The following is a 24,986-nucleotide window of genomic DNA, read 5'->3' as shown; positions in this document are numbered from 1 at the left end:
TTACGGGGGAGCATGCAGGGGCGCATCGTGCCCCCCTGGGGCAAGGTTATGGGCGGGCGGTGTGGCCGACAGGGGCGGCAGCGTGACTGGCTCGGCCACAGGCACGTTGACCGGGCTGGTTTCCACCACAGGAGCCGGCGCCGGTGCAGGATATCCAGGGGCGCCGGGCGCGGCCGCCGGGGCGGGCTGCACCGGCGTTGCAGCGCGCGGCGACAGGCTCTTCACGGGCGGAATCTTGGGCTGGTTGGGGCGGTTGGGGTTGACCTCCGAGGCCGCCGGAATCTGTGCCAGCTTGCGGGGAGAAACCGGTTTGATCGCCGGGGCTGCGCCCTGTGATTTGGTTGCCGCGCGGGCAGCCAGCTTGCGCTTTTCTTCGTCACTCAGCGCCTGATAGGCTTGCCACTGGGCGAGTTTGTTGTCGCGGGCCAGGCGATTGGAGTCGGCATAGTTGAGCCTTGCCTGATTGCGCTGCTGCGCGCTGAGGCTGGCCCATTCCGTCATGCGACTGTGCAGCTTTTCCTGCTCGGTTTCAGGCAGCGTCGGAAAATTCTGGGCGAGGGCGAGCCAGCGCCGTTTTTGCAACTCGCTGAGAAGTGCCCAACGTTCCGCCAGTGGGTAAAGTGCCAATTTTTGGGGCGTGTTCAGGACTTCCCAGCCCGGGCCGGCATGGGTTTGCCGGTTCGGGTCGGTCACCGTGCCGGGGGCGCCCTTGCCACCAGACTTGGGTGCCAGCGCAGCGGCTGGAAGTAGGGTGCCGGGTGCCATGCGCACCTGATTGAGCACTGACACGCCGCCTGCCGCGAGCGCGCCTAAAAGCACCAAAGCCAGCACGAAGGCTGGCATGGTGAGGCGGGCGTCAGGTGAACTTGAGTGCATGCAGTAAAAAAGGGCGCAATCAGTTGCTGGAATGGGCTGTTTTCAGGAACTGTACAAAACCGGGGTCGGAATAGGCTGCAGGGGGGAGATCATCGGTCAGCAATGCAGCGTCGACTTCTGCCACTTCGTTGGTGCCGATTTCGTCCTGGGAGTCATTGATCACCACAAGTCCCACCAGCAAGGCCATTACCGGGATGGCCGAAACCAGCGCACTCCACCAGCCACTGCGTTCGTTGCCACCACCGAGCACCGCCGTGTTGCCTGAATGCAGAACGGCGGGGGCTGCACGCCGGACCTGCACGACGACTTTGCGCTTGGCCAGTGCCTGCATGCGGGCGGCGCGCAGCCGCTCGGAAATATCGTAGGGCAGGTCATCCGTTCCACTGGTCAGTCGCGCGGTGACGCGGCGGGCGAAACGATCTGCCGCCATTTCGGTGGGGAGAGTGTTTGCTTTGTTCATGGCTCGATTCCTTTTGCCTTCAGTGCCTTGCTGAGGGCCTGTACTGCACGAAAACAGTGTGTTTTGACGCTGCCTTCGGAGCAGCCCATGGCGGCTGCTGTTTCTGCGACATCCATTTCTTCCCAGTAACGCATGAGAAACGCTTCCCGTTGACGTGCTGGCAACTCCTCAATCTCTGCTTCGATGTCCTTGAAGGTCTGCGCGCGCCGCGCCAGATCTTCCGCGCTTTCGGCCCGCTCCCCATTGTCGGGGCCGGCATAGGCTTCAAGCAGATCAAATTCTGCGCCATCGTCGCCCGGTCCATCAAAGTCGCTCATGCTGGAAAAAAGCGCATTGCGCGTCTTCTGGCGACGAAACCAGTCCAACGTGCAGTTCGACAGAATGCGCTGAAAGAGCATGGGCAGCTCGCCCGGGGGCTTGTCGCCGTAGTGCTCGGCCAGCTTGAGCATACTGTCCTGAACAATGTCCAGGGCCGCTTCCTCGTTGCGGACGTGATAGATCGAGCGCTTGAATGCGCGCTTTTCTACACTTTTGAGGAAATCGGAGAGTTCTTGTTCTGTTGCCAAGAGGAGTCAGCCCGGGAGGGTCGATGTCGTGCGAGAACGCACGATAGAGCGGTCATAGCCGTTCAATTATCGCATTGGGCGCTGAATTTTCCGCGAATGGCTGGTTTTGTTCGTGTTGCAGTGCGATAATTTCGTTTGCAATTCAAAAGGCAAACGGGTCACGGTCGGGCGCGGCAATCATCCCGCCCATGTCCTTGGCCTCAAGTTCCGAGCTGGCTTCACGAGAGTCCATGCGAGGAGCACCCAAGGTTTTTCGTCAGAGAAATTCACAAAGGTTGATCATGGAAATCACAAAGGCTGAACTCACATCGGCAGCCGCTGCCTCCCAAGGCAACTTCCCCGCCTCCGGCTCTCAGGACCTCATGGGTTCTGAAATTCTCGTCAAGTCGTTGCAGGCCGAAAACGTTCAGTACATCTGGGGCTACCCAGGCGGCGCAGTTTTGTACATCTACGACGCGCTGTACAAGCAAGACACCATTCAGCATGTGCTGGTGCGCCATGAACAGGCAGCAGTGCATGCGGCAGACGGCTACGCACGAGCCACCGGCGAGGTGGGCGTGGCGCTGGTTACTTCAGGCCCGGGGCTTACCAATGCCGTGACCGGCATTGCCACGGCCTACATGGACAGCATTCCCATGGTGATCATCTCCGGCCAGGTGCCCACGGCGGCCATCGGTCTGGATGCTTTCCAGGAATGCGACACGGTGGGCATCACGCGCCCCATCGTGAAGCACAACTTCCTGGTCAAGGATCCACGCGATCTGGCCATGACGCTAAAAAAAGCCTTCCACATCGCACGCACCGGCCGACCTGGCCCCGTGGTGGTCGACATTCCGAAGGACGTTTCGTTCAAGAAGGTGCCTTACTCCGGTTATCCCCAAACCGTGGAAATGCGCTCCTACAACCCGGTAAAGAAGGGCCACGGCGGCCAGATTCGCAAGGCGCTTCAGTTGCTGCTGGCGGCCAAGCGCCCCTATATCTATACTGGCGGTGGTGTGTTGCTGGGCAATGCCACCAACGAGTTGCGTACCCTGGTCGACATGCTGGGCTACCCCGTGACCAACACGTTGATGGGCCTGGGTGCCTATCCGGCGTCGGATCGCAAATTCCTGGGCATGCTGGGCATGCACGGCACCATCGAAGCCAACAATGCCATGCAGAACTGCGATGTGCTGTTGGCGGTTGGCGCGCGGTTTGACGACCGCGTGATCGGCAACACCAAGCATTTTGCGCAGAACGAGCGCAAGATCATTCATGTGGACATCGACCCGTCCAGCATCTCCAAGCGCGTCAAGGTCGATATTCCGATCGTGGGCGATGTGAAAGACGTGCTGACCGAGCTGATCTCGATGATCCGCGAAGGCAGCACCCGCCCCGACACCGGCGCGCTCGCCGCCTGGTGGGACACCATTGAAGGCTGGCGCAAGCGCGATTGCCTCAAGTACGACATGGGCAGCGGCGATGTGATCAAGCCGCAGTATGTGGTCGAGACGCTGTGGAACATGACCAAGGACGCGGACACCTACATCACGTCCGACGTGGGCCAGCACCAGATGTGGGCCGCGCAGTACTACCGCTTTGACGAGCCGCGCCGCTGGATCAATTCTGGTGGCCTGGGCACCATGGGCGTGGGCATCCCCTATGCCATGGGCATCAAGCTGGCCAAGCCGCAAAGCGAAGTGTTCTGCATCACGGGCGAAGGCTCGGTGCAGATGAACATTCAAGAACTGTCCACTTGCCTGCAGTACAACACGCCGATCAAGATCTGCGCATTGAACAACCGCTATCTGGGCATGGTGCGCCAGTGGCAGGAGATTGAATACTCCGGCCGCTACAGCCACAGCTACATGGACGCGCTGCCCAACTTCGTCAAGCTGGCCGAGGCCTATGGGCATGTGGGCCTGCTGATCGAACACCCCAAAGACGTGGAGCCCGCGCTGCGCGAGGCGCGCAAGCTCAAGGACCGCACCGTGTTCATGGACTTCCGCACCGACCCCACCGAGAACGTGTTCCCGATGGTGCAGGCCGGCAAGGGCATTACCGAAATGTTGCTGGGGTCGGAAGATCTTTAAGCCAAATCGGCCTCCAGCGCTTTTCCATCAAGCGTAAGTAGCTATTAATTTAATAGCATTCAATTTTTGACGAATCTATTGCCTGCCAAGCCCGTGCATTACCGTGCACGGGGGAGGGCAGCAAAAAGAGGAATCTGGACACCATGAAACACATCATTGCCGTTTTGCTCGAAAACGAACCCGGCGCGCTGTCGCGCGTTGTGGGCCTGTTCTCTGCCCGGGGTTACAACATCGAGTCGCTCACCGTGGCGCCTACCGAGGATGCGTCGCTCTCGCGCATGACCATCCAGACCACGGGCTCCGAAGACGTGATCGAGCAGATTACCAAGCACCTGAACCGTCTCATCGAGGTGGTGAAAGTGGTGGACCTGACCGAAGGCGCTTACACCGAGCGCGAGCTCATGATGGTGAAGGTGCGTGCGGTGGGCAAGGAGCGTGAGGAGATGAAGCGCATGGCCGACATCTTCCGCGGCCGCATCATCGACGTCACCGAAAAGAGCTACACCATCGAGCTCACTGGCGACCAGTCCAAGAACGATGCCTTTTTGCAGGCGATCGACCGCACGGCGATCCTGGAAACCGTCCGCACCGGTGCCAGCGGCATCGGGCGCGGCGAGCGCATCTTGCGCGTGTAACGGATTCGCCTTCAACCAGCTAACGGTGCTGGGTCGCCTTGCCGTGCCAGAGCACTGTTTGCGGTTCCCCGCCTGGTTATCCGGTTGACGTCGAATCCTATGTAAGACAATCGACTGTTTAGTTTTCAACCCCCAACAACGCATTTCAACCGGAGCGACCCATGAAAGTTTTCTACGACAAAGACTGTGACCTGAGCCTGATCAAGGGCAAGACCGTTGCCATCATCGGCTATGGCTCGCAGGGCCACGCCCATGCACAAAACCTGAACGACAGTGGCGTGAAGGTCGTGGTCGGTCTGCGCAAGGGTGGTGCCTCATGGGACAAGGTCGGCAAGGCTGGCCTCACGGTGATGGAGGTCAACGACGCCGTGAAGGCTGCTGACGTGGTCATGATCTTGCTGCCCGACGAAGACATCGCTGGCGTCTACAAGAACAATGTCGAGCCGAACATCAAGCAAGGCGCATCGCTGGCCTTCGCCCACGGCTTCAATGTGCACTACAACCAGGTCGTTCCCCGCGCCGATCTGGACGTGTGGATGGTGGCCCCCAAGGCTCCTGGCCACACCGTGCGCAACACCTACACCCAGGGCGGCGGCGTGCCCCACCTGGTGGCGGTGCACCAGGACAAGACGGGCAAGGCCCGTGACTTGGCCCTGAGCTACGCGATGGCCAATGGTGGCGGCAAGGCCGGCATCATCGAGACCAACTTCAAGGAAGAAACCGAGACCGACCTGTTCGGCGAGCAGGCCGTGCTGTGCGGCGGCGCCGTCGAGCTGATCAAGATGGGTTATGAAACCCTGGTCGAAGCCGGCTACGCGCCTGAAATGGCCTACTTCGAGTGCCTGCACGAGCTCAAGCTCATCGTGGACCTGATCTACGAAGGCGGCATTGCCAACATGAACTACTCGATCTCGAACAACGCCGAATACGGCGAGTATGTGACCGGCCCCGAAGTGATCAACGCCCAGTCGCGCGAAGCCATGCGCAACGCCCTCAAGCGCATTCAGAACGGCGAATACGCCAAGATGTTCATTCTGGAAGGTCGCACCGGTTACCCCAGCATGACCGCGCGCCGCCGCAATACGGCTGACCACTCCATCGAAAAGGTGGGCGGCCAGTTGCGCGCAATGATGCCCTGGATTGCCAAGAACAAGCTGGTCGACCAGACCCGCAACTGATGCTTCATTTCTGAAGCATTCCAAGGCCACTTCGGTGGCCTTTTTTGTGGCCGGGGTGCTGTGTGGGCAGGCGCTACACTGCTGCCTTCGCCTTGGGCGCACGCGGTGGTTTGCCTGTTTTGCGGGTGATGACTGAATACTATAAATTTGAGAGCTGCTTGCGCATGATGGGCAAGGGCTGGAGGCCTATTTGATGCATGATGGCAGTGAATCTACTGAAAATCCTGGTGTGATGGTGCGCAAACGGCGCAAGGGCATCTACATCCTGCCCAACCTGTTCACGCTGGCGGCATTGTTCGGTGGGTTCTATTCGATCGTGATGGCGATGAACGGCCGGTTTGACATGGCCGCCGTGGGCGTTTTCTGTGCCATGGTGCTCGACAGCCTGGACGGCCGGGTGGCGCGCATGACGAACACGCAAAGCGCCTTTGGCGAACAAATGGATTCGCTGTCCGACATGGTGTCGTTTGGTGCGGCGCCGGCCCTGATTGCCTACGAATGGTCGCTCAGGGGTCTGGGCCGCTGGGGCTGGATTGCCGCGTTTGTCTATTGTGCGTGTGCGGCGCTGCGGCTGGCGCGGTTCAACGTCAACACCAGCGTGGTAGACAAGCGTTATTTTCAGGGGCTGCCATCGCCCGCTGCGGCCGCGCTGGTGGCGGGCTTCATCTGGCTGATGACCGAGCTGGGGGTGCGCAGGGGTGAGGACCTGTGGCTGACCTGGAACCAGGTTACCTGGATCATGTTTGCCTTTACCTTGTATGCGGGGCTCACCATGGTGACCAATGTGCCGTTCTATAGCTTCAAGGACGTGCAGATGAAAAAGAGCGTGCCCTTCGCTGTCATCGTGCTGATTGCCCTGGGCATTGCAGTCATCAATATCCACCCGCCGATTGTCATGTTTGGCGTTTTTGTTGTGTATGGCATGAGCGGCTATGCCGTGTATGCATGGCGCAAGGCCAAGGGGCAACACAGCAGTGTGATCAGCATGTCAACCGACGAGCCCGACGAACGGGGACTGCACCGGTGACGGCTGCAGGGCGTAAAAAACTGTGCTACATTGGATCGCATGAATATGTTTGCACTGGCTCTACTGCTATCTCCCCACGGGCGGAGACGGTAGGCGCACGCGCACACTTTTTCCACAAAGGCCCGTATGCACCCGCAACGGGCCTTTTGTTTTGGGCGCCAGAATTTCGACGTTGCGGGCCACCCCATCAGTATCAGGAGAGACCAAATGGCTGACAAACTCATCATTTTTGACACCACCTTGCGTGATGGCGAGCAATCGCCCGGCGCATCCATGACCAAAGACGAAAAGCTGCGCATTGCCCGCCAGCTTGAGCGCCTGAAGGTGGATGTGATTGAAGCCGGTTTTGCAGCCAGCTCCAACGGGGATTTTGAAGCCGTCCAGGCGATCGCCAATGCGATCAAGGAATCGACCATCTGCTCACTGTCCCGCGCGAACGATCGCGATATCGCGCGCGCAGCCGAGGCCCTCCAGGGTGCGGCCAGCGCACGGATCCACACCTTTATCGCGACGTCGGCGCTGCACATGGAAAAGAAGCTGCGCATGACGCCAGAGCAGGTGCTGGAGCAGGCCAAGCAGTCGGTGCGCTTTGCGCGCAACCTGGTGGGCGATATTGAGTTCAGCCCCGAAGACGGCTACCGCAGCGACCCCGATTTTCTGTGTCGTGTGATCGAGGCGGTGATTGCCGAGGGCGCCACCACCATCAATGTGCCAGATACCGTGGGCTATGCCGTGCCCGAGCTGTACGGCCAGTTCATCAAGAACCTGCGCGAGCGCGTGCCCAACAGCGACAAGGCCATTTGGTCGGTGCACTGCCATAACGATCTGGGCATGGCAGTGGCCAATTCGCTCGCTGGAGTGAAGATCGGCGGTGCGCGCCAGGTGGAATGCACCATCAATGGCCTGGGTGAGCGGGCTGGCAACTGCTCGCTTGAAGAGGTTGTCATGGCCGTCAAGACGCGCCGCGACTATTACGGGCTGGACGTCGGCATCGACACCAAGCACATTGTGGCCGCCAGTCGCATGGTGAGCCAGACCACGGGTTTTGTGGTGCAGCCCAACAAGGCCGTGGTGGGCGCCAATGCGTTTGCCCATGCCAGCGGCATCCACCAGGACGGCGTCCTGAAGGCCCGTGACACCTATGAAATCATGCGTGCCGAAGACGTGGGCTGGAGTGCCAACAAGATCGTTCTGGGCAAGCTGAGCGGACGCAACGCTTTCAAGCAGCGCCTGCAGGAACTGGGCGTGCAACTGGAAAGCGAAACCGATGTCAACAATGCGTTCGCAAAGTTCAAAGAGCTGGCTGACCGCAAGAGCGAGATTTTTGACGAGGACATCCTGGCGCTGGTAAGTGACGAAAGCGTGACCAGCGAGAAAGAGCAATTTGGGTTTGTTTCGCTTTCTCAGCACAGCGAAACGGGCGAGCGCCCCCAGGCCACGATCGTGTTCACCGTGGATGGCAAGGAGGTTCGCGGGCAGTCCGATGGCAATGGTCCCGTGGATGCATCGCTCAAAGCCATCGAGTCACATGTCCAGAGTGGTGCGGAAATGGTTCTGTATTCGGTCAACGCCATCAGTGGATCGACCGAAAGCCAGGGCGAAGTCACGGTGCGTCTGCAAAACAGCGGTCGTGTCGTGAATGGCGTGGGATCGGACCCGGACATCGTGGTTGCCTCCGCCAAAGCCTATCTGAGCGCGTTGAATAAATTACAAAGTAAAGCTGACCGTGTGGCCGCACAAGGTTGAGGCGTGAACCTATAATTCACTTACTTTATTGAAAAGTCGTGCAAGCTGTTGATCTTGCGCGACTTTTTTCAATTCTGTACACTGCCTACACCTTTTACCGTTTGGAGCACTTTGATGCACCATCGCCGCCGCACAGCAGTGAATCCTTTCCTTCAGTTTTTTGGTCTCCTTGTTGTGAGCGTTGCGCTGGTGTTTCCAGCCGCCCATGCAGCGGAACGAAAAAAAGCTTCGGTCAAAAAGCCCCAAGCCCAGTCCGTCAGCGCCAAGCGTTCGGCGGTACTGCGCAAGGCTGCCGGTGCGGGCAAGGCGGTGCGCGTTACGGCGCGAACCGCCAGGGCGCCTACGCGGGTTGCCTACGTGCCTGCCAAGCCTTCTTTCGCCCAGATGGCTGGACTTCACCAGGTCAGCGACCCCCTTGATCTGAAGTCCAGCGTGGCCTTCGTGATCGACCAGGACACGAATGAGGTTCTGATCAGCAAGAACGACCATGCGGTGTTGCCCATTGCATCGCTGACCAAGCTCATGACGGGCCTCGTCATCACCCAGGCCCGTCTGCCCATGGATGAGCTTGTGACCATTACCCAGGATGACGTGGATACGGAAAAGGGCAGCCGCTCGCGCCTGAGCGTAGGCACCACCTTGACCCGTGGCGAGATGCTGCATCTGGCGCTTATGTCCAGTGAAAACCGTGCGGCGCACGCACTGGGGCGCACCTACCCAGGCGGGCTCAATGCGTTTGTAGCCCTGATGAACAGCAAGGCCCGCTCATTGGGAATGACCGACACCAACTATGTCGAGCCCACGGGTCTGTCGAGCCGCAACCAAGCGAGTGCGCGCGATCTGGCTCGACTGGTGAATGCGGCCCATGGAGACCCGGTGATGCGGGAGTTCTCCACCTCTCCCGGATACGAGGTCGCAGTGGGTGAAAGGACCTTGCAGTACAACAACACCAATGGGCTGGTGAAAAACCCTGAGTGGAATATCGGACTGCAAAAGACCGGTTACATCTCTGAGGCGGGCCGGTGCCTGGTGATGCAGACACACATCGCGGGGCGCAAGCTCATCATGGTTTTTCTTGATTCCGCGGGCAAGTTCAGTCGGCTGGGTGATGCGCAGCGTGTGCGCAATTGGGTGGAGGCCCTGCCTGCACTGGGTTCCCAACTCCAGGCGACCCGGTCCAGTCCAGGCTAGTCCGCGCTTGTTTCGCCTGGGGCGACGATCCGCAGGATTCCGGGTCTTTTCTACACATTCGCAGGGCTGCCCGCGTCTTTGGTGGCCAGGTAGCCTAGCGCCAAAGAGATCTCTTGGGCTGTGGCCTGCAGCTTGGGCAGCCAGCCTTCATCCAGGCGATCGGCCGGGGCCGATATCGACAGGCCCGCTACCAGCTTGCTCTGGTCGTCATAGACCCCTGCTGCCATGCAGCGCACTCCCAGTTCCAGTTCTTCGTTGTCACGGGCAATGCCATATTGGCGTGCCTTGGCAAGTTCGCGCTCAAGTATCGGCAGTTGGGTGATGCTGTTGCGGGTGTGTCCTGCCAGCCCTGTGCGCGTGGCATAGGCGCGCACACGCTGCGGGTCGTCGAGCGCCAGAAACAGTTTGCCTGTCGACGTCAGGTGCAGCGGAGCACGCCCACCGATGGCGCGCACCACCTGCATTCCAGAGCGTTCACTGTAGGCGCGTTCCACATAAACAATTTCGTCACCCTGGCGCATGCTCAGGTTCACGGGTTGCTGAATGAGTTTGTGCAGATTGCGCATGGGTGCAAGTGCCGCATCGCGCACACTCAGGCGAGCCTTGACGAGATTGCCCAGCTCCAGCAGCCGCATGCCCAGCCGGTAGCTGCCTGATTCGGGCCGATCAACAAACCGTCCAATGGTCAGGTCGTTGAGAATGCGATGGGTCGTGGAGGGGTGCAGTCCGGTCTTTTCGCTGATTTCCTTGAGGGAAATGGCTTCTTCGCGCGAGGCCAGGACATCGATCAGCGTGAACATGCGTTCCAGCACCTGAACGCTGGGTTTCACGGGAATGCCTGGATCTTTTTTCTTCATGGGATGGTGCGTGACGGGAATGTGCGCATTTTATCTTGTGAAATTTCGATGATGCGATGGGCGACCAGATGCTTGATGGTCCGGCGGGCAGATCCATGTGTTTGCTACCCGTATCTCATGGGGCGTAAACCGGGCTTTGTAGTTCATCTTGGTGCTTTCCTGGATCCAGTAACCTAGGTACACATGGGGCAGCCCCAATGACCTTGCCTGTTCAATCTGCCACATCACGTTGTAGGTGCCGTAGCTGCAACCTGCATCCGGCGCATAGAAGGTGTAAACGGCCGAGAGGCCATCGTTCAGGACATCCAGGATGGACACCATCTTCAGAGCCCCTGCATCACCAGATGCATCGAGTTCGCGAAACTCCACGAGACGGGTGTTTACCCGGCTTTGCAGCAGGAACTGTGTGTACTGGTCAATGCTGTCGTGGTCCATGCCACCCCCAGGATGGCGGGCGTTCTGATAAGACCGGTACAACTGGTAATGCTCTGGAATGAAACACAACCTCAGCACCCGAGCCTGCAGGTGCCCGTGTCGCGCAACTGCTCTGCGCTGGCTGCGATCGGGCTTGAAATCGTGGGCTTTGATACGCAGCGGGACACATGCCTGGCACCCGTCACAATAAGGGCGATAGGTGAACATGCCGCTGCGCCGGAACCCCTGTGCCACCAGGCCTGAGTAAAGATCGCTTTGAATGAGATGGCTCGGGGTGGCGACCTGCGACCGTGCCTGCCGATCGGGCAGGTAACTGCAAGGGTAAGGGGCCGTTGCGTAAAACTGCAGCGTTTGCAGCGGGAGGTCGTTGAGTTGCGTCATGCCGTGGGCGCCCGGGTATTACAGCAATTCGTTCCAGTATAGGGGCTCGAAGTGCCACGGAATGGGCGGCTGGGAGCTCTGGTCTTTTACATGCTGTATGAACGTTGTGCGCGGTATTTCATGTGCACCGAGCGATGCCAGATGCACTGTGTTTTGTTGGCAGTCAATCAGTTCGACACCGTTGCGGCGGCACAGGCAAACCAGAGCTGCCAGTGCGATTTTGGAGGCATCCGTCGCGTGGGCGAACATGGATTCTCCGAATACAGCGTGTCCGATCGCCACGCAATACAGTCCACCTGCCAGCTTTCCGTCCACCCATGTTTCCACGCTGTGCGCAGTGCCTTGTGCATGCAGCGCTTCATAGGCTGCCACCATGGCAGGGACGATCCAGGTGCCGTTCTGCCCTTCCCGCGCGGTGCTGGAGCACGACCGGATGACCTGGTCAAAAGCGGAGTCGATGCGTATTTCGCAGGCCGCATCGGCGCGAAACCGATTCAGCGTCTTTCTTAGTGACCGGTGCAGCCGGAACTCGGCAACTTTCAGCACCATGCGCGGGTCTGGTGCCCACCACAGAATGGGCTGACCGGCGCTGAACCACGGAAACGTACCCTGAGCGTAGGCTGCGCGCAGTTGGGACACTCCAAGGGCTCCGCCCGCTGCCAGCAGTCCCGGGGCCGGGCTGTCCGCTCCCCATGCGGTGGAAGGATCGGGTAACGGGTCCTCTGGTTCCAGCCAGGGCAGTTGAGGAGGCATATCGCGCTGAGTCAGGAAAGCATTCGATTGTGCTGCAAAGCGCCGTTCACGTGGGCCCAGCGCGAGCCAGGGCAACGCGCTCTTCTTGCGAGCATCATGCTTTCGCGGGTTGCTTCACCAATACTGGCATTGTCTCCGCTGGAATGAGGCCATGTTTGGCACATGTGCTCGCGATCACGCCGAGCTCTTGCTCAATCTCTTGAAATGATGGCCGACTTGTCGGGATATCGGAAAGGCACCGGGCTTTCAACTGGTGGAGTGTTGTCAGTCTGTCGTCCGAGTCTGCCGGCATATCGCTGCGTTCGACCAACTCTTCCAGAAGACAGCCGAACGCACGCACTTCGAGCTGTTGCAGTCTGCTGTGAAGCGCTGAGGGACCGGGTGGATACAAAGAAGCCGCCCCAAAATCGCCGAGCAGCGCACGGCCTTGTTCTTCATGCAGGATGTTATGCGCGTAGAGGTCGCCGTGGATGATGCCTTGCTGGTGCAGATGGTGGGCCGCAGCGGCAATATCGAGCGTGAGGCGCAATATGGCGGTCAGGTCAAAGCGCACGCCTTGCGCATAAACATCACGTGTGCACGATTGCAGGCTGGGTGGGGCGGCCAGGTTGCGAAAACGGGTGTCGATCAGCGACATCACCAAGCCATTGGCACCGGCAGGATGGTGCGCAATCCGGCCCAGGACAGGGATCAGGCCGGGGTGCTTGCCCGCTTGAATGCAGGTCGTCATTTCGGACATAGGCAGGCCGTCACTGGTGATGTCGCCTTTGAATATCTTGACGGCAACCGGTTGCACCTGATCACGGTGAAAAAGCTCGGCCATGTAGATGACCCCTGAGGCGCCTTCTCCCAGTGAGTGCACGATTCGCAGTCGATCCCAGGGGATCGAAGTGATAGGCGTGGCAACTTGCGCAGAACGCCCCGGCGCTTCACAAAATGGATTTCCGGCGTATGCCAGCCACGACAACCGGGGCATTGTCATGAGCCACTCCGGCAATTCAGACAGCTGGTTGGCAGGAACGCGCAGCAGTTCTAGGCGCGAGCATCGGGACAGCTCGGGGGGCAAGGTTTTCAGCTGATTCCCTGAAAGCATCAGCTTTTGCAGTTGGGTGCAGTCTCCGATTTGGGCTGGCAATTCGTTAATGCGGTTGTCGGTCAGAATCAGCCAGCGCAGCAGCGGAGGAAGTCCCTTCTCCGATACTGTGCGGATTTGATTGGCCCTGAATCCCACCATGCTCAGCTGCGGACACCGGCCTAACACCTCGGGTAACTCTGTGAACTGATTGTCCGAGCAGAACAGGATGCGCAGCTTGCTCAATCGATTCAGATCGTCCGGCAAGGAAGTCAACGCATTGCCGGATAGATCCAGGATCTCCAGCGTATCTGCCAATTCAAATAGTGCCTGCGGAAATGCCGTCAAACCGCAGGCCAGTTTGACCTGGCGAGCACCTCGGAGGTCGCCGCAATGCAGTTGATCCAGAGTGTTCATGGCAGGCAATGACAGTTCATCGTGATGGAGTGTTGGCCGAACGTCGGTGTTCTCGACACCGCCCGAAGGTCGATGCGTTGCGACACTGGTGCGTGCGGCAACCCTTTTCGGCTGTTTGCCATTACAACAAAGCAAAAAGGCTACCCGGAAGGGTAGCCTTTGCTGCCAATTGATGGCTCCTCGACCTGGGCTCGAACCAGGGACCTACGGATTAACAGTCCGGCGCTCTACCGACTGAGCTATCGAGGAATGATCGGTATGTAAAAGGCCCTGCGTGCACATGCAGGGCCAGAAAAATCTTGGCTCCTCGACCTGGGCTCGAACCAGGGACCTACGGATTAACAGTCCGGCGCTCTACCGACTGAGCTATCGAGGAACAAGACTTAGATTATATACATAAAAACAGAGCAATTCCCCGTGGCCTGCGCTCATTAGGTGCGCTTGTCTGTGGGCTCGGGCCTGCGCCACAGCCATGCCAGCACACACGCCATACAAATGCAGGCGAGAGCCACAGCCCAGCGAGGCGCTTCAGTGAAAGCCAGAATGGTGCCGCTCACGGCCATCATCACGGTGGCGCTCCATTTGGAGCGGCGACTTACGCGGCCACCGCTGGCCCAGTTGCGCAGCATGGGGCCGAACAGCGGGTGGAGCCAAAGCCATCGGTAGAGCCTGGGTGAACTCCGGGCCGCCGCCCATGCGGCCAGCAATATGAAAACGGTGGTTGGCAACCCGGGCAAAAATATGCCCACAATGCCCAGAACCAGGCACAACAGCGCAAACACTGTCAGTAACCAACGCAGGGGCCGCGGTAGCTCCTTGGGCATCGGTGTGTCAGGAGGGTTTTTGGTAGGCAAAGCCATTGGCCTTGATTGTGCATGGATGCCATGCGATGGCATCGCGCTCGCGCTATGCTTGTCAGCTTTCCTGTGAATGCGGTGAACTGCAGCAGTTTTCTGGCCCGGCCTCATGACCATCCACTCCATTTTGAAAATGGGCGATCCGTGCCTGTTGCGCATCGCTCAGCCCGTGCAGAGTTTTGATACCGACGAGTTGCATCTGTTGGTGCGTGACATGTTTGAAACCATGCAGTCTGTCCATGGTGCGGGTCTGGCGGCCCCCCAGATTGGCGTTGATTTGCAGGTGGTGATTTTTGGCTCGGGCACTCCCAATCCACGCTACCCAGAACGGCCCTTGGTCCCGCCCACTGTGCTTGTCAATCCGGTCATCACGCCGCTGGGTGAACAAGAGGAGGAGGATTGGGAAGGGTGTCTTTCAGTGCCTGGATTGCGTGGCAAGGTGCCGCGCTGGCTGCGCATACGGTACACAGGGTTCGACCCTTATGGCGACCCTATCGACCGCACAGTGGAGGGATTTCACGCCCGCGTCGTGCAGCACGAATGCGATCACCTCATCGGAAAGCTTTATCCCATGCGCGTGCGCGATTTCACTCAGTTTGGCTACACCGAAGTGCTCTTTCCGGGTATCAGCGCAGCAGAGGAGGACTAATAGCGAGTAAGGATGGGCTTGGCGAACGGTTGGTGTAGCCGTGCTCGTCAGGCGCTGAGTGTTGTGCCGTTGTCCGTATCAGGCCATGCCGGGCTCGCAGTTGCCTGCGTCCTGCATCTGTGGAGCCGTTGGTTTTGGGCATGATGCTTTCGGGAGGGCAGGAACTGTTTTCACCGCGAATTGGCGCGCTGGTTTCGGCGCGCTCCCAAATTTCTTGCCTCCTTCGGAGTCTCTATGCCAAGCCAGCCAGAACGCCAAGACACACCCAGTGGGCCTGCAGGGGATGTGACGCACTGGAATTTCGGTCCCACAAGTCGCAAGCCCGGCATGCCAACAAGCGACACACGGCGCGACCCGAATTGGTACAAGCGGGATACCGAGCAGACACCGCGAAAGCCTGGGCTGCTGGCACGACTGCGTGAGGTATTTCGGTAGAGACCAGGCCAGATTTGCCCGGAGTGAAAGGACCGGCACCACTCGGTATGTGATCAGGATTTGCCTGACCGGCAAAGGTCTGAGATGGTGCAGGATTTGGATAACGTGCCTACAGATTGCCTGCAACCTCACCAAAGAAAAAAGGTTCACTGCTATTTTGATAGCAATGAACCTTTGTCTATATTGGTGCCGGAGAGATGAATCGAACACCCGACCTTCTCATTACGAATGAGCTGCTCTACCGACTGAGCTACACCGGCGTAAGCCTCAAATTATAGCGTGGAATGGTAGCTTGTCACGCGCTCCACCTCATTTTTTGAACCCAGAATCACGCTGACACGTTCATGCAACTGCGTGGGCTGGATGTCCAGGATGCGTTGCTTGCCGTTGGTGGCGGCGCCGCCGGCTTGCTCGATGAGCCAGCCCATGGGGTTGGCCTCGTACATCAGGCGCAGCTTGCCGGGCTTGTTGGGTTCGCGCTTGTCCCAGGGGTACATGAAGATGCCGCCGCGCGTCATGATGCGGTGCACGTCGGCCACCATGCTGGCGATCCAGCGCATGTTGAAGTCCTTGCCGCGCGGGCCTTCCTTGCCCTGCAGGCATTCGTCGATGTAGCGCTTGACGGGCTCGTCCCAGTGGCGCATGTTGCTCATGTTGATGGCGAATTCCTTGGTGTCCTCAGGAATGCGCACGTTTTCTTGCGTCAGCACGAACGAGCCCTGCTCGCGGTCGAGGGTGAACATGGCCACGCCGTCGCCCACGGTGAGCACCAGCGTGGTCTGCGGGCCGTAGACGCAGTAACCGGCGGCCACTTGCTGGCTGCCCTTTTGCAGGAAGTCGCCTTCGTCCACGCCGCGGTCGTCTTCGGGCATCTTGAGCACGCTGAAGATGGTGCCGATGCTCACGTTCACGTCAATATTGCTGGAGCCGTCCAGGGGATCGAACAGCAGCAGGTATTCGCCCTTGGGGTAGCGGTTGGGCACGACGTAGATGCCGTCCATTTCCTCGCTGGCCATGCCAGCCAAGTGGCCGCCCCATTCGTTGGCCTCGATGAGCACTTCGTTGGCGATGATGTCGAGCTTTTTCTGGATTTCGCCCTGCACGTTCTCGCTCTCGGTGCTGCCGAGCACGCCGCCCAGCGCGCCTTTGTTGACGGCGTGGCTGATGCTCTTGCAGGCACGCGCCACCACTTCCAGCAGCAGGCGCAGTTGCCCGGGGATGAGGCCGTCCACACGCTGTTGTTCGACCAGGTAGCGGGTCAGGCTGATTTTGTTTGCCATGAAAATTCTCCTTATTCGGCCAGTGCGCGGGTGACGACCTCGCGCACGTCGTTGCTCAGGTCGGGGCGAGCGGCCACGCGGGCAATGGCCTCGCGGGCGCCGCTGCGCCAGGGTTCGGCCAGCTTCTTCCAGCGGTCGAGGGCGCGCGCCAGGCGTGCAGCCACCTGTGGGTTGATGGCGTCGAGCTCGATCACCCGGTCGCTCCAGAACACATAGCCTGCCGCGTCCGCCCGGTGAAAGGCACCGGGGTTGGCACTGCAATAGCTGAAGATCACACTGCGCGCGCGGTTGGGGTTTTTCAGGCTGAAGTCCGGGTGTTGCATGAGCTGGCGCACGGCGGGAAGCACGTTGCCACCGCGGTCAGGCGCGCCCGCCTGCAGGGCAAACCACTTGTCGATGACCAGGGGCTCGTCCTTGAACAGCGTGTGAAAGCGTGCCAGGGCAGGGGCTGCCAGTTCGCTGCCGCTGGCGACCAGGGCGGTGAGGGCGTTGAAGCGGTCGGTCATGTTGGCCGCCACCTTGAAGCGCTGGTAGGCCTTGCCAGGCCAGACCACATCGCCGGTGCGCCGGGCGGCAATGCACAGCATCTGCAGCGCCAGGCCACTCAGGGCGCGGCGGCCCGACGAAACCGGGTCAGGGCGGTAGCCACCGGTGTCCTGGTTTTGCTCCCAGGCCCATTCCCAGTCGGCTTGCAGGGCCAGCGCCAGTTGCTCGCGCATGGCTTCGCGCACGGCATGGATGCGCTGCGGGTCCACCACGTTGAGCTGCTCTGCGATGTAGGTTTCAGAGGGCAGGGTGAGCACCAGCTCCTTGAAGGCCGCATCGAGTGCCGGGTTGCGCAGCACGGTGCGCATGGCCTCGATGAAGTCGGCATCAAGAAATTTATGGTCAAAAGTGCCATTGGCGCTTGCCTGATAAGCGCTGTCAGCTATTGTATTTATAGCAATTCGCAGTGCCAGGCGCTGGCCTGCTTCCCAGCGGTTGAAAGCGTCCGCATCGTGCGCCAGCAGCGTGAGCAACTGGGCGTCGGTGTAGTCGATGTCCAGTACCACGGGGGCGCTGAAGTTGCGCAGCAGCGAGGGCACCGGCTCGGCATCCACATGCACGAAGGTGAGCGTTTGCGTGGGCTCGGTGAGTACCACGGTGCGCGATGCGGCGCCCGGGGCGCTTTCGTCCGCCATCTGCAAGGGCAGGGCGGCGCCGCTGGCGCTGAGCAGGCCCAGCTCCACTGGAATGACGAACGGCTCCTTGGTGCTCTGGCCCGGCGTGGGGGCGCAGCTTTGCGTGAGCGTGAGCGTGTAGGTGCGGGCAGCCGCGTCGTAATTGCCGGTGGCGTGCACATGGGGCGTGCCGGCCTGGCTGTACCAGCGCTTGAACGCGGGCAGCAAGCGCGCCAGGTCGCTGGTGGGGTTGGCGTCGGCAATGGCGCTGGCGAAGTCGTCACAGGTCACGGCCTGGCCGTCGTGGCGCTCGAAATACAGCTTCATGCCCTTGGCAAAGCCTTCGCGGCCCACCAGCGTGTGCATCATGCGCACCACCTCGGCACCCTTTTCGTAGATGGTGACGGTGTAGAAGTTGTTGATTTCGATGTAGCTGTCGGGCCGCACCGGGTGGGCCATGGGGCCGGCGTCCTCGGGGAACTGGGCGGTGCGCAGCACGCGCACGTCCTCGATGCGCTTGACGGCGCGCGCCGATGGGCTGCCGGCCAGATCCTGGCTGAATTCCTGGTCGCGAAAGACCGTGAGACCTTCTTTCAGGCTGAGCTGGAACCAGTCGCGGCAGGTGACGCGGTTGCCCGTCCAGTTGTGGAAATACTCGTGGCCGACCACGCTCTCGATGTTGGCGAAGTCGGTGTCGGTGGCGGTGGCTTCGCTGGCCAGAACATACTTGGTGTTGAAGATGTTCAGGCCCTTGTTCTCCATGGCGCCCATGTTGAAGTCGCTGGTGGCGACGATCATGAAGCGCTCCAGGTCGAGCGGCAGGCCAAAGCGCGCCTCGTCCCAGGCCACGCTGTACATCAGCGAGTTCATGGCGTGCTCGGTCTTGCCCAGGTCGCCCGGGCGCACATACACCTGCAGCAGGTGGTTGGAGCCCGAGCGGCTCTTGATGAGTTGCTCTCGCGCCACCAGCTTGCCGGCCACCAGCGCGAACAGGTAGCAGGGTTTCTTGTGCGGATCAACCCATTTGGCAAAGTGACGGCCATCGTCGAGCGCACCGCTGTCCACCAGGTTGCCGTTGCTCAGCAGCACGGGGTAGAGTGCCTTGTCGGCACGCAGGGTGACGGTGTAGCTGGCCATTACGTCCGGCCGGTCGAGAAAATAGGTGATGCGCCGAAAGCCCTCGGCCTCGCACTGCGTGAAGAACGTGCCCTGGCTCACATAAAGGCCCATGAGCTGCGTGTTCTTGGCGGGCGCGCAGGTGGTGAAGATCTCCAGATCGAAGGACTCGGTGCCTTCGGGCAGGTTTTCCAGCACCAGCTGGTTGCCATCCATCTTGAACGAGGTGCCGCCGCCGTTGACCATGACGCGCGCCAGGTTCAGCTCTTCGCCGTCCAGGCGCAGCGGTTGGGCCGCCACGTCCGGGTTGCGGCGCAGCCGCATCTTGTTGAGCACGCGGGTCTTGGCGGGGTCCAGGTCGAACGTCAGGTCGACGGTGTCGATCCACCAGGCCGGGGCCTGGTAGTCGGCGCGGTGAATGGCGGGCGCCTGGGCCTGGCCGTCACGCAGTAGCAACATGGGTTTTCCTTAAACGCCCTGCTTGAGGGAGGCTTCGATGAATGCGTCGAGGTCGCCGTCCAGCACCTTCTGGGTGGCAGAGATTTCGACGTTGGTGCGCAGGTCCTTGATACGGCTGTTGTCCAGCACATAGCTGCGAATCTGGTGGCCCCAGCCGACATCGGTCTTGGTGTCTTCCAGCTTTTGCGCTTCTTCCTGGCGCTTGCGCATCTCAAAGTCGTAGAGCTTGGAGCGCAGACGTTGCCAGGCGATGTCGCGGTTGCCGTGCTGGCTGCGGCCGTCCTGGCACTGCACCACGATGCCCGTGGGCATGTGCGTCAGGCGCACGGCCGAGTCGGTCTTGTTGATGTGCTGGCCGCCCGCGCCGGATGCGCGGTAAGTGTCGGTGCGCACATCAGCGGGGTTGATGTCGATCTGGATCGAGTCATCAATCTCGGGGTAGACAAACAGGCTGGCAAAGCTGGTGTGGCGCCCGCCCGAGCTGTCGAATGGGCTCTTGCGCACCAGGCGGTGCACGCCGGTTTCGGTGCGCAGCAGGCCGTAGGCGTATTCGCCCTCGATCTTGATCGTGGCGCTCTTGATGCCCGCCACGTCGCCGGGGGTTTCTTCTTCGACCGTGGTCTTGAAACCCTTGCGCTCGGCGTACTTGAGGTACTGGCGCAGCAGCATGCTGGCCCAGTCGCAAGCCTCGGTGCCACCGGCGCCGGCCTGGATGTCGACAAAGCAGTTGAGCGGGTCGGCCTCGTTGCGGAACATGCGCCGGAACTCGAGCTGTTCGATCTCGGGTTTGAGCTTGGCGGTCTCGGCTTCGATGGTCATCAGGCCCGCTTCGTCGCCTTCTTCCTTGCTCATGTCGTAGAGCTCGGTGTTGTCGGCCAGTTCACGCGTGAGTTTGTCGAGCGTGAGCACCACGCCGTCCAGGGATTTCTTTTCTTTGCCCAGCTCCTGGGCTTTTTTGGGATCGTTCCAGACCGAAGGGTCTTCCAGCGATGCGTTTACCGTGCGCAGGCGTTCAAATTTGGCATCGAAGTCAAAGATACCTCCGTAACTCTTGCGTTCGCACGGCCAGGTCGTTGAGGGTGTTGCCAATGAGGTTGATACGTTCTGCGTCCATGGTGTTGTCCTGGGTGTTCTGTAAATAACCCGTGATTTTCTCATGGGACGCGCTCTGTGCCGTCCAATGCCCCTTGGCAGGCCAGCAACCCGTAGCGGCAGCCGTGTCATTGCCTGAAAACAATCAAAAATGATAGCTTATGGCGCTTGCTGCATAAGGGCTAGCAGTCATTTTGATTAAAAGTCGCCCACAAACTGCTCGATCAGTGCCGCCACCGCCTCGGGCTGGTCGTGGTGCAGCATGTGGCCTGCGTCCGGCACCACGGCAATGCGGCAGTTGCGCACATGGGTCAGGCGCTGGTGGTATTCGTCCAGGCTGTATTTGCCTTTCCACCACTGTCCCAGGCTGTCGTCGCCAGCCTCCACGGCCAGCGTGGGCGCGCTGATGGCTTCGTATAGCGCCAACACTTCGTCCAGGCGAAACAGTTGCGCGCTGGTGATCTTGTGCGCCGGGTCGCCCAGAATGTTCCACTGCCCGCTGGCGTTGGGCGCGGCCCAGTGCTGTGCCAGCCAGTCGGCCTTGTCCTGCGAAAGGCGCGGGTTGGTCTTCATGAGGCGCTGGGCCACGCCAGCCGCGCTGTCGTACGACTTGAGCGCCATGGCGCCCTGCTGCAGCTGCTTCATCTCGTCCATCCACTGCGCATAACGGGCGGGTGCCTGGCTGGGCTGGGTGGCTGGCATGCCAAAGCCTTCGAGGTTGACCAGGCGGCGGATGCGCTCGGGCCGGGCTCCGGCATAGAACATGACCACGTTGCCGCCCATGCTGTGACCCACCAAGTCCACCGGCGTGCCTGGCGCGTAGTGGTCGAGTAGCTGATCGAGGTCGGCCAGGTAGTCGGGGAAGAAGTAGTGATCGGTGGGCACGGGCGGGGCTGTCAGGCCAAAGCCCCGCCAGTCGGGCGCGATGATGCGGCGGCCGCGCAGGAAGTCCTCGCCGAAGGCCTCCACGACGAACTGGTAGGACGCGGCCACGTCCATCCAGCCGTGCACCAGCACCAAGGGTGGCAGGGTCGAGGTCTCGGGCCCCCACAGGCGCACGTGGTAGCTCAGCTGGCGGATGGCAACGAATTCGCTGCGCGAGGTCTGGCGGGTGACATACATGGCAACGATGTTACCCAGCCGCCGCGCAGGCCATGTCAATCGCGGGACAGCGGGCCATGCCGGGCGATGAAGCCATCAACGCGCGGGGGCTGATGCGAATATGTCGGCCAGGCGCTGGCTGACGATGTGTTCCGCCTCGCTCATGATCCGGTCCATCAGCTCCCCTACCGTGGGGATGTCGTGAATCAGGCCCGCCACCATGCCACAGGACCATGCGCCAGCGTCCAGTTCGCCGTTCTGCATCACCTTGGGATAGACGCCGCCCACCTCGGACACGATGTCGGCAAATGTGATGGCGGCGCCCAGCTCGCGCTCCTTTTCCAGCAGCCGCTCGACCCCTTTGTTGACCAGGACCCGCTCCGTGTTGCGCAGCGGCCGCATCACCAGGCGGGTGTCCAGCTCCGTCGCGGCCAGAATGGCCTGCTTGACGTTTTCGTGCACCGGGGCTTCCCGGGTGGCGATGAAGCGGGTGCCCATGTTGATGCCATCTGCGCCCAGGGCCAGCGCGGCCACCAGAGAGCGTGCATCTGCCATGCCTCCCGAGGCGATGAAGGGAATTTTGAGCTCTTCGGCCGCGCGGGGCAGCAAAATGAAATTGGGCACATCGTCCTCGCCCGGATGGCCGCCGCACTCGAAGCCGTCCACACTGACGGCATCGCAGCCAATGTCCTGCGCCTTCAATGCGTGCCGCACGGCGGTGCACTTGTGGATGACCTTGATCCCCGCTTCCTTCAGCAGGGGCATCCACTGCTGCGGATTGTTCCCGGCCGTTTCTACGATTTTCACCCCGCCTTCGATGATGGCGCGGATGTAGCCGGCATAGTCGGGCGGTGTGCGCACGGGCAGGAAGGTCAGGTTGACGCCGAACGGCTTGTCCGTCATCGACCTGCACCGCGCGATCTCGGCTGCGAGCGCGGCGGGGGTGGGCTGGGTCAGCGCCGTGATGATGCCCAGTCCGCCGGCATTGGACACCGCAGACGTCAATTCGGCGAGGCCGACGTAATGCATGCCCCCCTGGATGATGGGGCGTTCAATACCCAAAAGTTCGGTGATACGGGTGCGCATGCGGTTCTCCTAGAGGAATGTGGTGGGGAAAGGCCGGGTGGCGTGGCCGAGCCAAAAAGCACCGATTGTGGTGCTGAATGATGCTGAAGGCATGCCTTGGCGGGGATTCAAAAACTGCAATGCAGAACATCTAACGGTAAAAGCATCCTCAAAGCCGGACACCTGTTCTGCGCAGTGGCATGATCGGTGCCACCAAGGAGGCATATCGTGACATTGGTGGACAAGCCAGCAGGGGAGTCGCCCCGTCGATCGGGCCCGATCAAGGACGACCGTCACTTCGTAACGGCGCTGGCGCGGGGCCTGGAGGTCTTGCACGCGTTCAAGTCGGGCGAGGAGAGGCTTGGAAACCATGAGCTTGCGGAGCGGTGCAGCTTGCCCAAATCCACTATCACGCGGCTGACCTACACGCTGACCAAGCTGGGTTATCTGCACCACATCGCCGAGTCGGGGCGGTACCGGCTGGGCCTGATGGCGCTGACGCTGGGGGGCACGACCCTGTCGCGTCTGGACGTCAAGGAGGTGAGCAATCCCTTTTTGCAGCAGCTCGCCAATGCGACCGACACCATGGTGGCGCTGGCGATCCGCGACGACCTGTCCATGTTCTACATCGAGAACTGCCGCAGCGAGACGGCCATTCTCACGCTGATGCTGGGCATCGGCTCGCACATTCCGCTGGGCACCACGGCCGCCGGTCGTGGCTATCTGGCCGGTGCGCCGGCGGGGGCGCGCCAGACGCTGGAGGCGCGGCTCCAGACCATCGACCCGGTGGGCTGGCCGATGGTCGAACAGGGCATTCGCCAGGCGATGGCCGACCTCGCCGAGTTCGGCTGCGTGCGTTCGTTTGGCGATTGGCGGCGCGAAATCAATGGCATTGCGGTGCCCGTGCGCCTGGGTTCGGGCCTGCCCCTGATGGTGGTGAATGCCGCCGCCGCGGCCTCGTCGATTTCGGCCGAAACGTTCATGGACGAAGTCCGGCCGAGACTGATTGCCACGGTGCGCGGCATCGAGGCCCAGTACCACGCCAAATAGTGACACCGGTCACCGCGCCACGCCAGCGCGGTGAATGGAGTTTGAGGTCTTACTTGCGGCTCAGGCCGAGGGCGTCGAGGATTTCCTTTTCCTGCTTCATGGTGTCCACCGCGAACTGGTGGAAGTCCTTGGAGCTGCGGTATTCGGGTTCCATGTCGTACCGGGCGAGCGCCTTTTTGAATTCCGGCTGCTCCATGGCCTGCTTGAACACGTTGTGCAGCCGGGTCACGACGGCCGGGTCGGTGCCCTTGGGCGCAATCAAGCCCCAGTGCGAGGTCTGGCTCAGCGGAATGCCGACTTCCCTGAGCGTGGGCACGTCCGGAAAGCTGGCCATGCGCTTGGCTCCCCAGGTCACCAGCAGACGCATTTTCCCGTCCTTGACATGCGGCGCCCAGGCAGAGGTTTCGCCTGCAGAATCGATTTGCTGACCCAGCAGCGCCTGCATGGTTTCACCCGTTCCCTTGTAGGGGATGTGGTTCAGCTGGATGCCCGCCATTCTGGAGATCTGTTCCATCGTCAGGTGGTTGGTGGTCGCAACGCCAGGGGTTCCATAGGTCAGCTGACCGGGTTTGGCCTTGGCTGCTGCCAGGTAGTCGGCCCAGGTCTTGATGGGCGAGGACGATGGAACGACCACGCCGAATGCATACCCGGTCAGGCCGATGACATAGGTGAGGTCCTTGGCCGGGTCCCATTTGAGGTCGGTTGTGTACGGCAGGCGGTACACGCCCAATGAGGCGATGCCGAGCGTGTAGCCGTCGTTCGGTGCCGACTGCATGGCCACCGCCGGGAGCGTGCCACCCGCACCGGGCTTGTTTTCGATGATGACGGGCTGCTTGAGCAGCTTGGAGGCCGATTCCGCCAGCACGCGCATGGGCGTGTCGGTGGAGCCGCCCGGCGCAAAACCGATCACGATCTTGATGGGGCGTACCGGCCAGGCGGTGGACTGGTCCTGCGCATGGGCGGCGGGCAGCACGGCCACGGCGGACAGCAGCAGCGCGGCGAGGAATGGGGGGCGGGAACGCATGGGACTTGTCTCCTGATAGGTTGTGGTTGTAG

Annotated in this window: 22 protein-coding genes and 3 tRNA genes; 8 read left to right on the top strand and 17 right to left on the bottom strand. The window is 60.8% G+C overall.

Annotation, left to right across the window (positions count from 1 at the left end; translation table 11 throughout):
- Genes B7Y64_RS03835 through B7Y64_RS03825 form a run of 3 tightly spaced genes read right to left on the bottom strand, consistent with a single transcriptional unit; the run spans position 1 to position 1,902 of the window.
- On the bottom strand, positions 1-843 hold the full coding sequence (locus tag B7Y64_RS03835; RefSeq protein WP_291328388.1) for a DUF3106 domain-containing protein: 843 nt from the start codon (positions 841-843) through the stop codon (positions 1-3).
- 52 nt (positions 844-895) lie between these two features.
- Positions 896-1,336: a DUF3619 family protein gene (locus tag B7Y64_RS03830; protein ID WP_024814723.1), complete on the bottom strand. Its 441-nt coding sequence runs from the start codon at positions 1,334-1,336 to the stop codon at positions 896-898.
- Positions 1,333-1,902: an RNA polymerase sigma factor gene (locus tag B7Y64_RS03825; RefSeq protein WP_024814724.1), complete on the bottom strand. Its 570-nt coding sequence runs from the start codon at positions 1,900-1,902 to the stop codon at positions 1,333-1,335. Before B7Y64_RS03825 ends, B7Y64_RS03830 begins: the two co-directional genes overlap by 4 nt.
- Before the next feature lie 281 nt (positions 1,903-2,183).
- On the opposite strand from B7Y64_RS03825, the gene B7Y64_RS03820 reads away from it, so the two are divergent.
- From B7Y64_RS03820 to pbpG, 6 genes are all read left to right on the top strand, one after another.
- On the top strand, positions 2,184-3,974 hold the full coding sequence (locus B7Y64_RS03820; protein WP_024814725.1) for an acetolactate synthase 3 catalytic subunit: 1,791 nt from the start codon (positions 2,184-2,186) through the stop codon (positions 3,972-3,974).
- Positions 3,975-4,117: 143 nt separating this feature from the next.
- Entirely contained in the window at positions 4,118-4,609 is a 492-nt protein-coding gene (ilvN, locus tag B7Y64_RS03815) for an acetolactate synthase small subunit (RefSeq protein ID WP_024814726.1), read from the top strand.
- 161 nt (positions 4,610-4,770) lie between these two features.
- Positions 4,771-5,787 (top strand): ketol-acid reductoisomerase, encoded by a 1,017-nt coding sequence (gene ilvC, locus B7Y64_RS03810; RefSeq protein ID WP_024814727.1) that lies wholly within the window; start codon positions 4,771-4,773, stop codon positions 5,785-5,787.
- A 193-nt stretch (positions 5,788-5,980) separates the two neighbouring features.
- A complete protein-coding gene (pssA, locus tag B7Y64_RS03805) occupies positions 5,981-6,814 on the top strand; it encodes a CDP-diacylglycerol--serine O-phosphatidyltransferase (protein WP_024814728.1) in 834 nt (277 codons plus the stop codon).
- A gap of 207 nt (positions 6,815-7,021) precedes the next feature.
- Positions 7,022-8,560, top strand: coding sequence for a 2-isopropylmalate synthase (locus B7Y64_RS03800; protein WP_024814729.1), 1,539 nt, complete (start codon positions 7,022-7,024; stop codon positions 8,558-8,560).
- Positions 8,561-8,674: 114 nt separating this feature from the next.
- A complete protein-coding gene (pbpG, locus tag B7Y64_RS03795) occupies positions 8,675-9,751 on the top strand; it encodes a D-alanyl-D-alanine endopeptidase (protein ID WP_291323886.1) in 1,077 nt (358 codons plus the stop codon).
- 50 nt (positions 9,752-9,801) lie between these two features.
- Here the strand turns inward: pbpG and B7Y64_RS03790 are convergent, their stop codons facing one another.
- From B7Y64_RS03790 to B7Y64_RS03760, 7 genes are all read right to left on the bottom strand, one after another.
- Positions 9,802-10,608 carry an IclR family transcriptional regulator gene (locus B7Y64_RS03790; RefSeq protein WP_291323887.1) on the bottom strand — a complete coding sequence of 269 codons (807 nt, stop codon included), beginning with the start codon at positions 10,606-10,608 and terminating at the stop codon, positions 9,802-9,804.
- 30 nt (positions 10,609-10,638) lie between these two features.
- Positions 10,639-11,424, bottom strand: a complete 786-nt coding sequence (locus tag B7Y64_RS03785) for an arginyltransferase (protein WP_081739357.1) — start codon at positions 11,422-11,424, stop codon at positions 10,639-10,641.
- 18 nt (positions 11,425-11,442) lie between these two features.
- Complete coding sequence (aat, locus tag B7Y64_RS03780; protein WP_291323921.1) at positions 11,443-12,177, bottom strand: leucyl/phenylalanyl-tRNA--protein transferase; 735 nt, start codon at positions 12,175-12,177, stop codon at positions 11,443-11,445.
- 94 nt (positions 12,178-12,271) lie between these two features.
- Positions 12,272-13,666 carry a leucine-rich repeat-containing protein kinase family protein gene (locus tag B7Y64_RS03775; protein ID WP_291323888.1) on the bottom strand — a complete coding sequence of 465 codons (1,395 nt, stop codon included), beginning with the start codon at positions 13,664-13,666 and terminating at the stop codon, positions 12,272-12,274.
- Between the two features lie 173 nt (positions 13,667-13,839).
- A tRNA-Asn gene (locus tag B7Y64_RS03770) sits at positions 13,840-13,915 on the bottom strand.
- A 51-nt stretch (positions 13,916-13,966) separates the two neighbouring features.
- Positions 13,967-14,042: transfer RNA gene (locus B7Y64_RS03765), tRNA-Asn, on the bottom strand.
- Positions 14,043-14,097: 55 nt separating this feature from the next.
- Complete coding sequence (locus tag B7Y64_RS03760) at positions 14,098-14,490, bottom strand: YbaN family protein (RefSeq protein ID WP_238324254.1); 393 nt, start codon at positions 14,488-14,490, stop codon at positions 14,098-14,100.
- Between the two features lie 142 nt (positions 14,491-14,632).
- On the opposite strand from B7Y64_RS03760, the gene def reads away from it, so the two are divergent.
- Positions 14,633-15,172, top strand: a complete 540-nt coding sequence (gene def / locus B7Y64_RS03755; protein WP_111864374.1) for a peptide deformylase — start codon at positions 14,633-14,635, stop codon at positions 15,170-15,172.
- A gap of 619 nt (positions 15,173-15,791) precedes the next feature.
- On the opposite strand, the gene B7Y64_RS03750 is transcribed toward def, so the two are convergent.
- The 6 genes from B7Y64_RS03750 to B7Y64_RS03725 form a co-directional block, all read right to left on the bottom strand.
- A tRNA-Thr gene (locus B7Y64_RS03750) sits at positions 15,792-15,867 on the bottom strand.
- A gap of 12 nt (positions 15,868-15,879) precedes the next feature.
- Positions 15,880-16,887, bottom strand: coding sequence for a class 1 fructose-bisphosphatase (locus tag B7Y64_RS03745; protein ID WP_291323889.1), 1,008 nt, complete (start codon positions 16,885-16,887; stop codon positions 15,880-15,882).
- 11 nt (positions 16,888-16,898) lie between these two features.
- Entirely contained in the window at positions 16,899-19,622 is a 2,724-nt protein-coding gene (pepN, locus tag B7Y64_RS03740) for an aminopeptidase N (protein ID WP_291323890.1), read from the bottom strand.
- 9 nt (positions 19,623-19,631) lie between these two features.
- Positions 19,632-20,736, bottom strand: a protein-coding gene (gene prfB / locus B7Y64_RS03735) for a peptide chain release factor 2 (protein ID WP_111864371.1) whose coding sequence is annotated in 2 segments (ribosomal slippage) — positions 19,632-20,654 and positions 20,656-20,736 — 1,104 coding nt in all. Because the reading frame shifts where the segments join, the coding sequence is not laid out codon by codon here.
- A gap of 176 nt (positions 20,737-20,912) precedes the next feature.
- Positions 20,913-21,836 (bottom strand): alpha/beta hydrolase, encoded by a 924-nt coding sequence (locus B7Y64_RS03730; protein ID WP_291323891.1) that lies wholly within the window; start codon positions 21,834-21,836, stop codon positions 20,913-20,915.
- 75 nt (positions 21,837-21,911) lie between these two features.
- The gene (locus B7Y64_RS03725) at positions 21,912-22,901 is read right to left on the bottom strand and encodes a nitronate monooxygenase family protein (RefSeq protein WP_291323892.1); all 990 of its coding nucleotides are present in this window, start codon (positions 22,899-22,901) and stop codon (positions 21,912-21,914) included.
- A gap of 207 nt (positions 22,902-23,108) precedes the next feature.
- Between B7Y64_RS03725 and B7Y64_RS03720 the strand changes: the two genes are divergently transcribed.
- Positions 23,109-23,930: an IclR family transcriptional regulator gene (locus tag B7Y64_RS03720; RefSeq protein WP_051463471.1), complete on the top strand. Its 822-nt coding sequence runs from the start codon at positions 23,109-23,111 to the stop codon at positions 23,928-23,930.
- Between the two features lie 49 nt (positions 23,931-23,979).
- Here B7Y64_RS03720 and B7Y64_RS03715 read toward each other — a convergent pair whose 3' ends face one another.
- A complete protein-coding gene (locus tag B7Y64_RS03715) occupies positions 23,980-24,954 on the bottom strand; it encodes a tripartite tricarboxylate transporter substrate binding protein (RefSeq protein WP_024814763.1) in 975 nt (324 codons plus the stop codon).
- Positions 24,955-24,986 lie beyond the last annotated feature (32 nt).

The organism is Acidovorax sp. 35-64-16 (assembly GCF_002281195.1).
Classification (GTDB): domain Bacteria; phylum Pseudomonadota; class Gammaproteobacteria; order Burkholderiales; family Burkholderiaceae_C; genus Acidovorax; species Acidovorax defluvii.
This window is presented reverse-complemented; position numbering and strand designations above follow the sequence as displayed.

Coding starts and splice junctions, on each gene's coding strand:
- pepN (WP_291323890.1), bottom strand. CDS start 19,622: ATGTTGCTACTGCGTGACGGCCAGGCCCAGGCGCCCGCCATTCACCGC.
- B7Y64_RS03835 (WP_291328388.1), bottom strand. CDS start 843: ATGCCAGCCTTCGTGCTGGCTTTGGTGCTTTTAGGCGCGCTCGCGGCA.
- pbpG (WP_291323886.1), top strand. CDS start 8,675: ATGCACCATCGCCGCCGCACAGCAGTGAATCCTTTCCTTCAGTTTTTT.
- B7Y64_RS03760 (WP_238324254.1), bottom strand. CDS start 14,490: ATGCCCAAGGAGCTACCGCGGCCCCTGCGTTGGTTACTGACAGTGTTT.
- B7Y64_RS03775 (WP_291323888.1), bottom strand. CDS start 13,666: ATGAACACTCTGGATCAACTGCATTGCGGCGACCTCCGAGGTGCTCGC.
- B7Y64_RS03745 (WP_291323889.1), bottom strand. CDS start 16,887: ATGGCAAACAAAATCAGCCTGACCCGCTACCTGGTCGAACAACAGCGT.
- B7Y64_RS03730 (WP_291323891.1), bottom strand. CDS start 21,836: ATGTATGTCACCCGCCAGACCTCGCGCAGCGAATTCGTTGCCATCCGC.
- ilvC (WP_024814727.1), top strand. CDS start 4,771: ATGAAAGTTTTCTACGACAAAGACTGTGACCTGAGCCTGATCAAGGGC.
- B7Y64_RS03790 (WP_291323887.1), bottom strand. CDS start 10,608: ATGAAGAAAAAAGATCCAGGCATTCCCGTGAAACCCAGCGTTCAGGTG.
- pssA (WP_024814728.1), top strand. CDS start 5,981: ATGCATGATGGCAGTGAATCTACTGAAAATCCTGGTGTGATGGTGCGC.
- ilvN (WP_024814726.1), top strand. CDS start 4,118: ATGAAACACATCATTGCCGTTTTGCTCGAAAACGAACCCGGCGCGCTG.
- B7Y64_RS03785 (WP_081739357.1), bottom strand. CDS start 11,424: ATGACGCAACTCAACGACCTCCCGCTGCAAACGCTGCAGTTTTACGCA.
- B7Y64_RS03830 (WP_024814723.1), bottom strand. CDS start 1,336: ATGAACAAAGCAAACACTCTCCCCACCGAAATGGCGGCAGATCGTTTC.
- B7Y64_RS03725 (WP_291323892.1), bottom strand. CDS start 22,901: ATGCGCACCCGTATCACCGAACTTTTGGGTATTGAACGCCCCATCATC.
- B7Y64_RS03715 (WP_024814763.1), bottom strand. CDS start 24,954: ATGCGTTCCCGCCCCCCATTCCTCGCCGCGCTGCTGCTGTCCGCCGTG.
- aat (WP_291323921.1), bottom strand. CDS start 12,177: ATGCCTCCTCAACTGCCCTGGCTGGAACCAGAGGACCCGTTACCCGAT.
- def (WP_111864374.1), top strand. CDS start 14,633: ATGACCATCCACTCCATTTTGAAAATGGGCGATCCGTGCCTGTTGCGC.
- B7Y64_RS03800 (WP_024814729.1), top strand. CDS start 7,022: ATGGCTGACAAACTCATCATTTTTGACACCACCTTGCGTGATGGCGAG.
- B7Y64_RS03820 (WP_024814725.1), top strand. CDS start 2,184: ATGGAAATCACAAAGGCTGAACTCACATCGGCAGCCGCTGCCTCCCAA.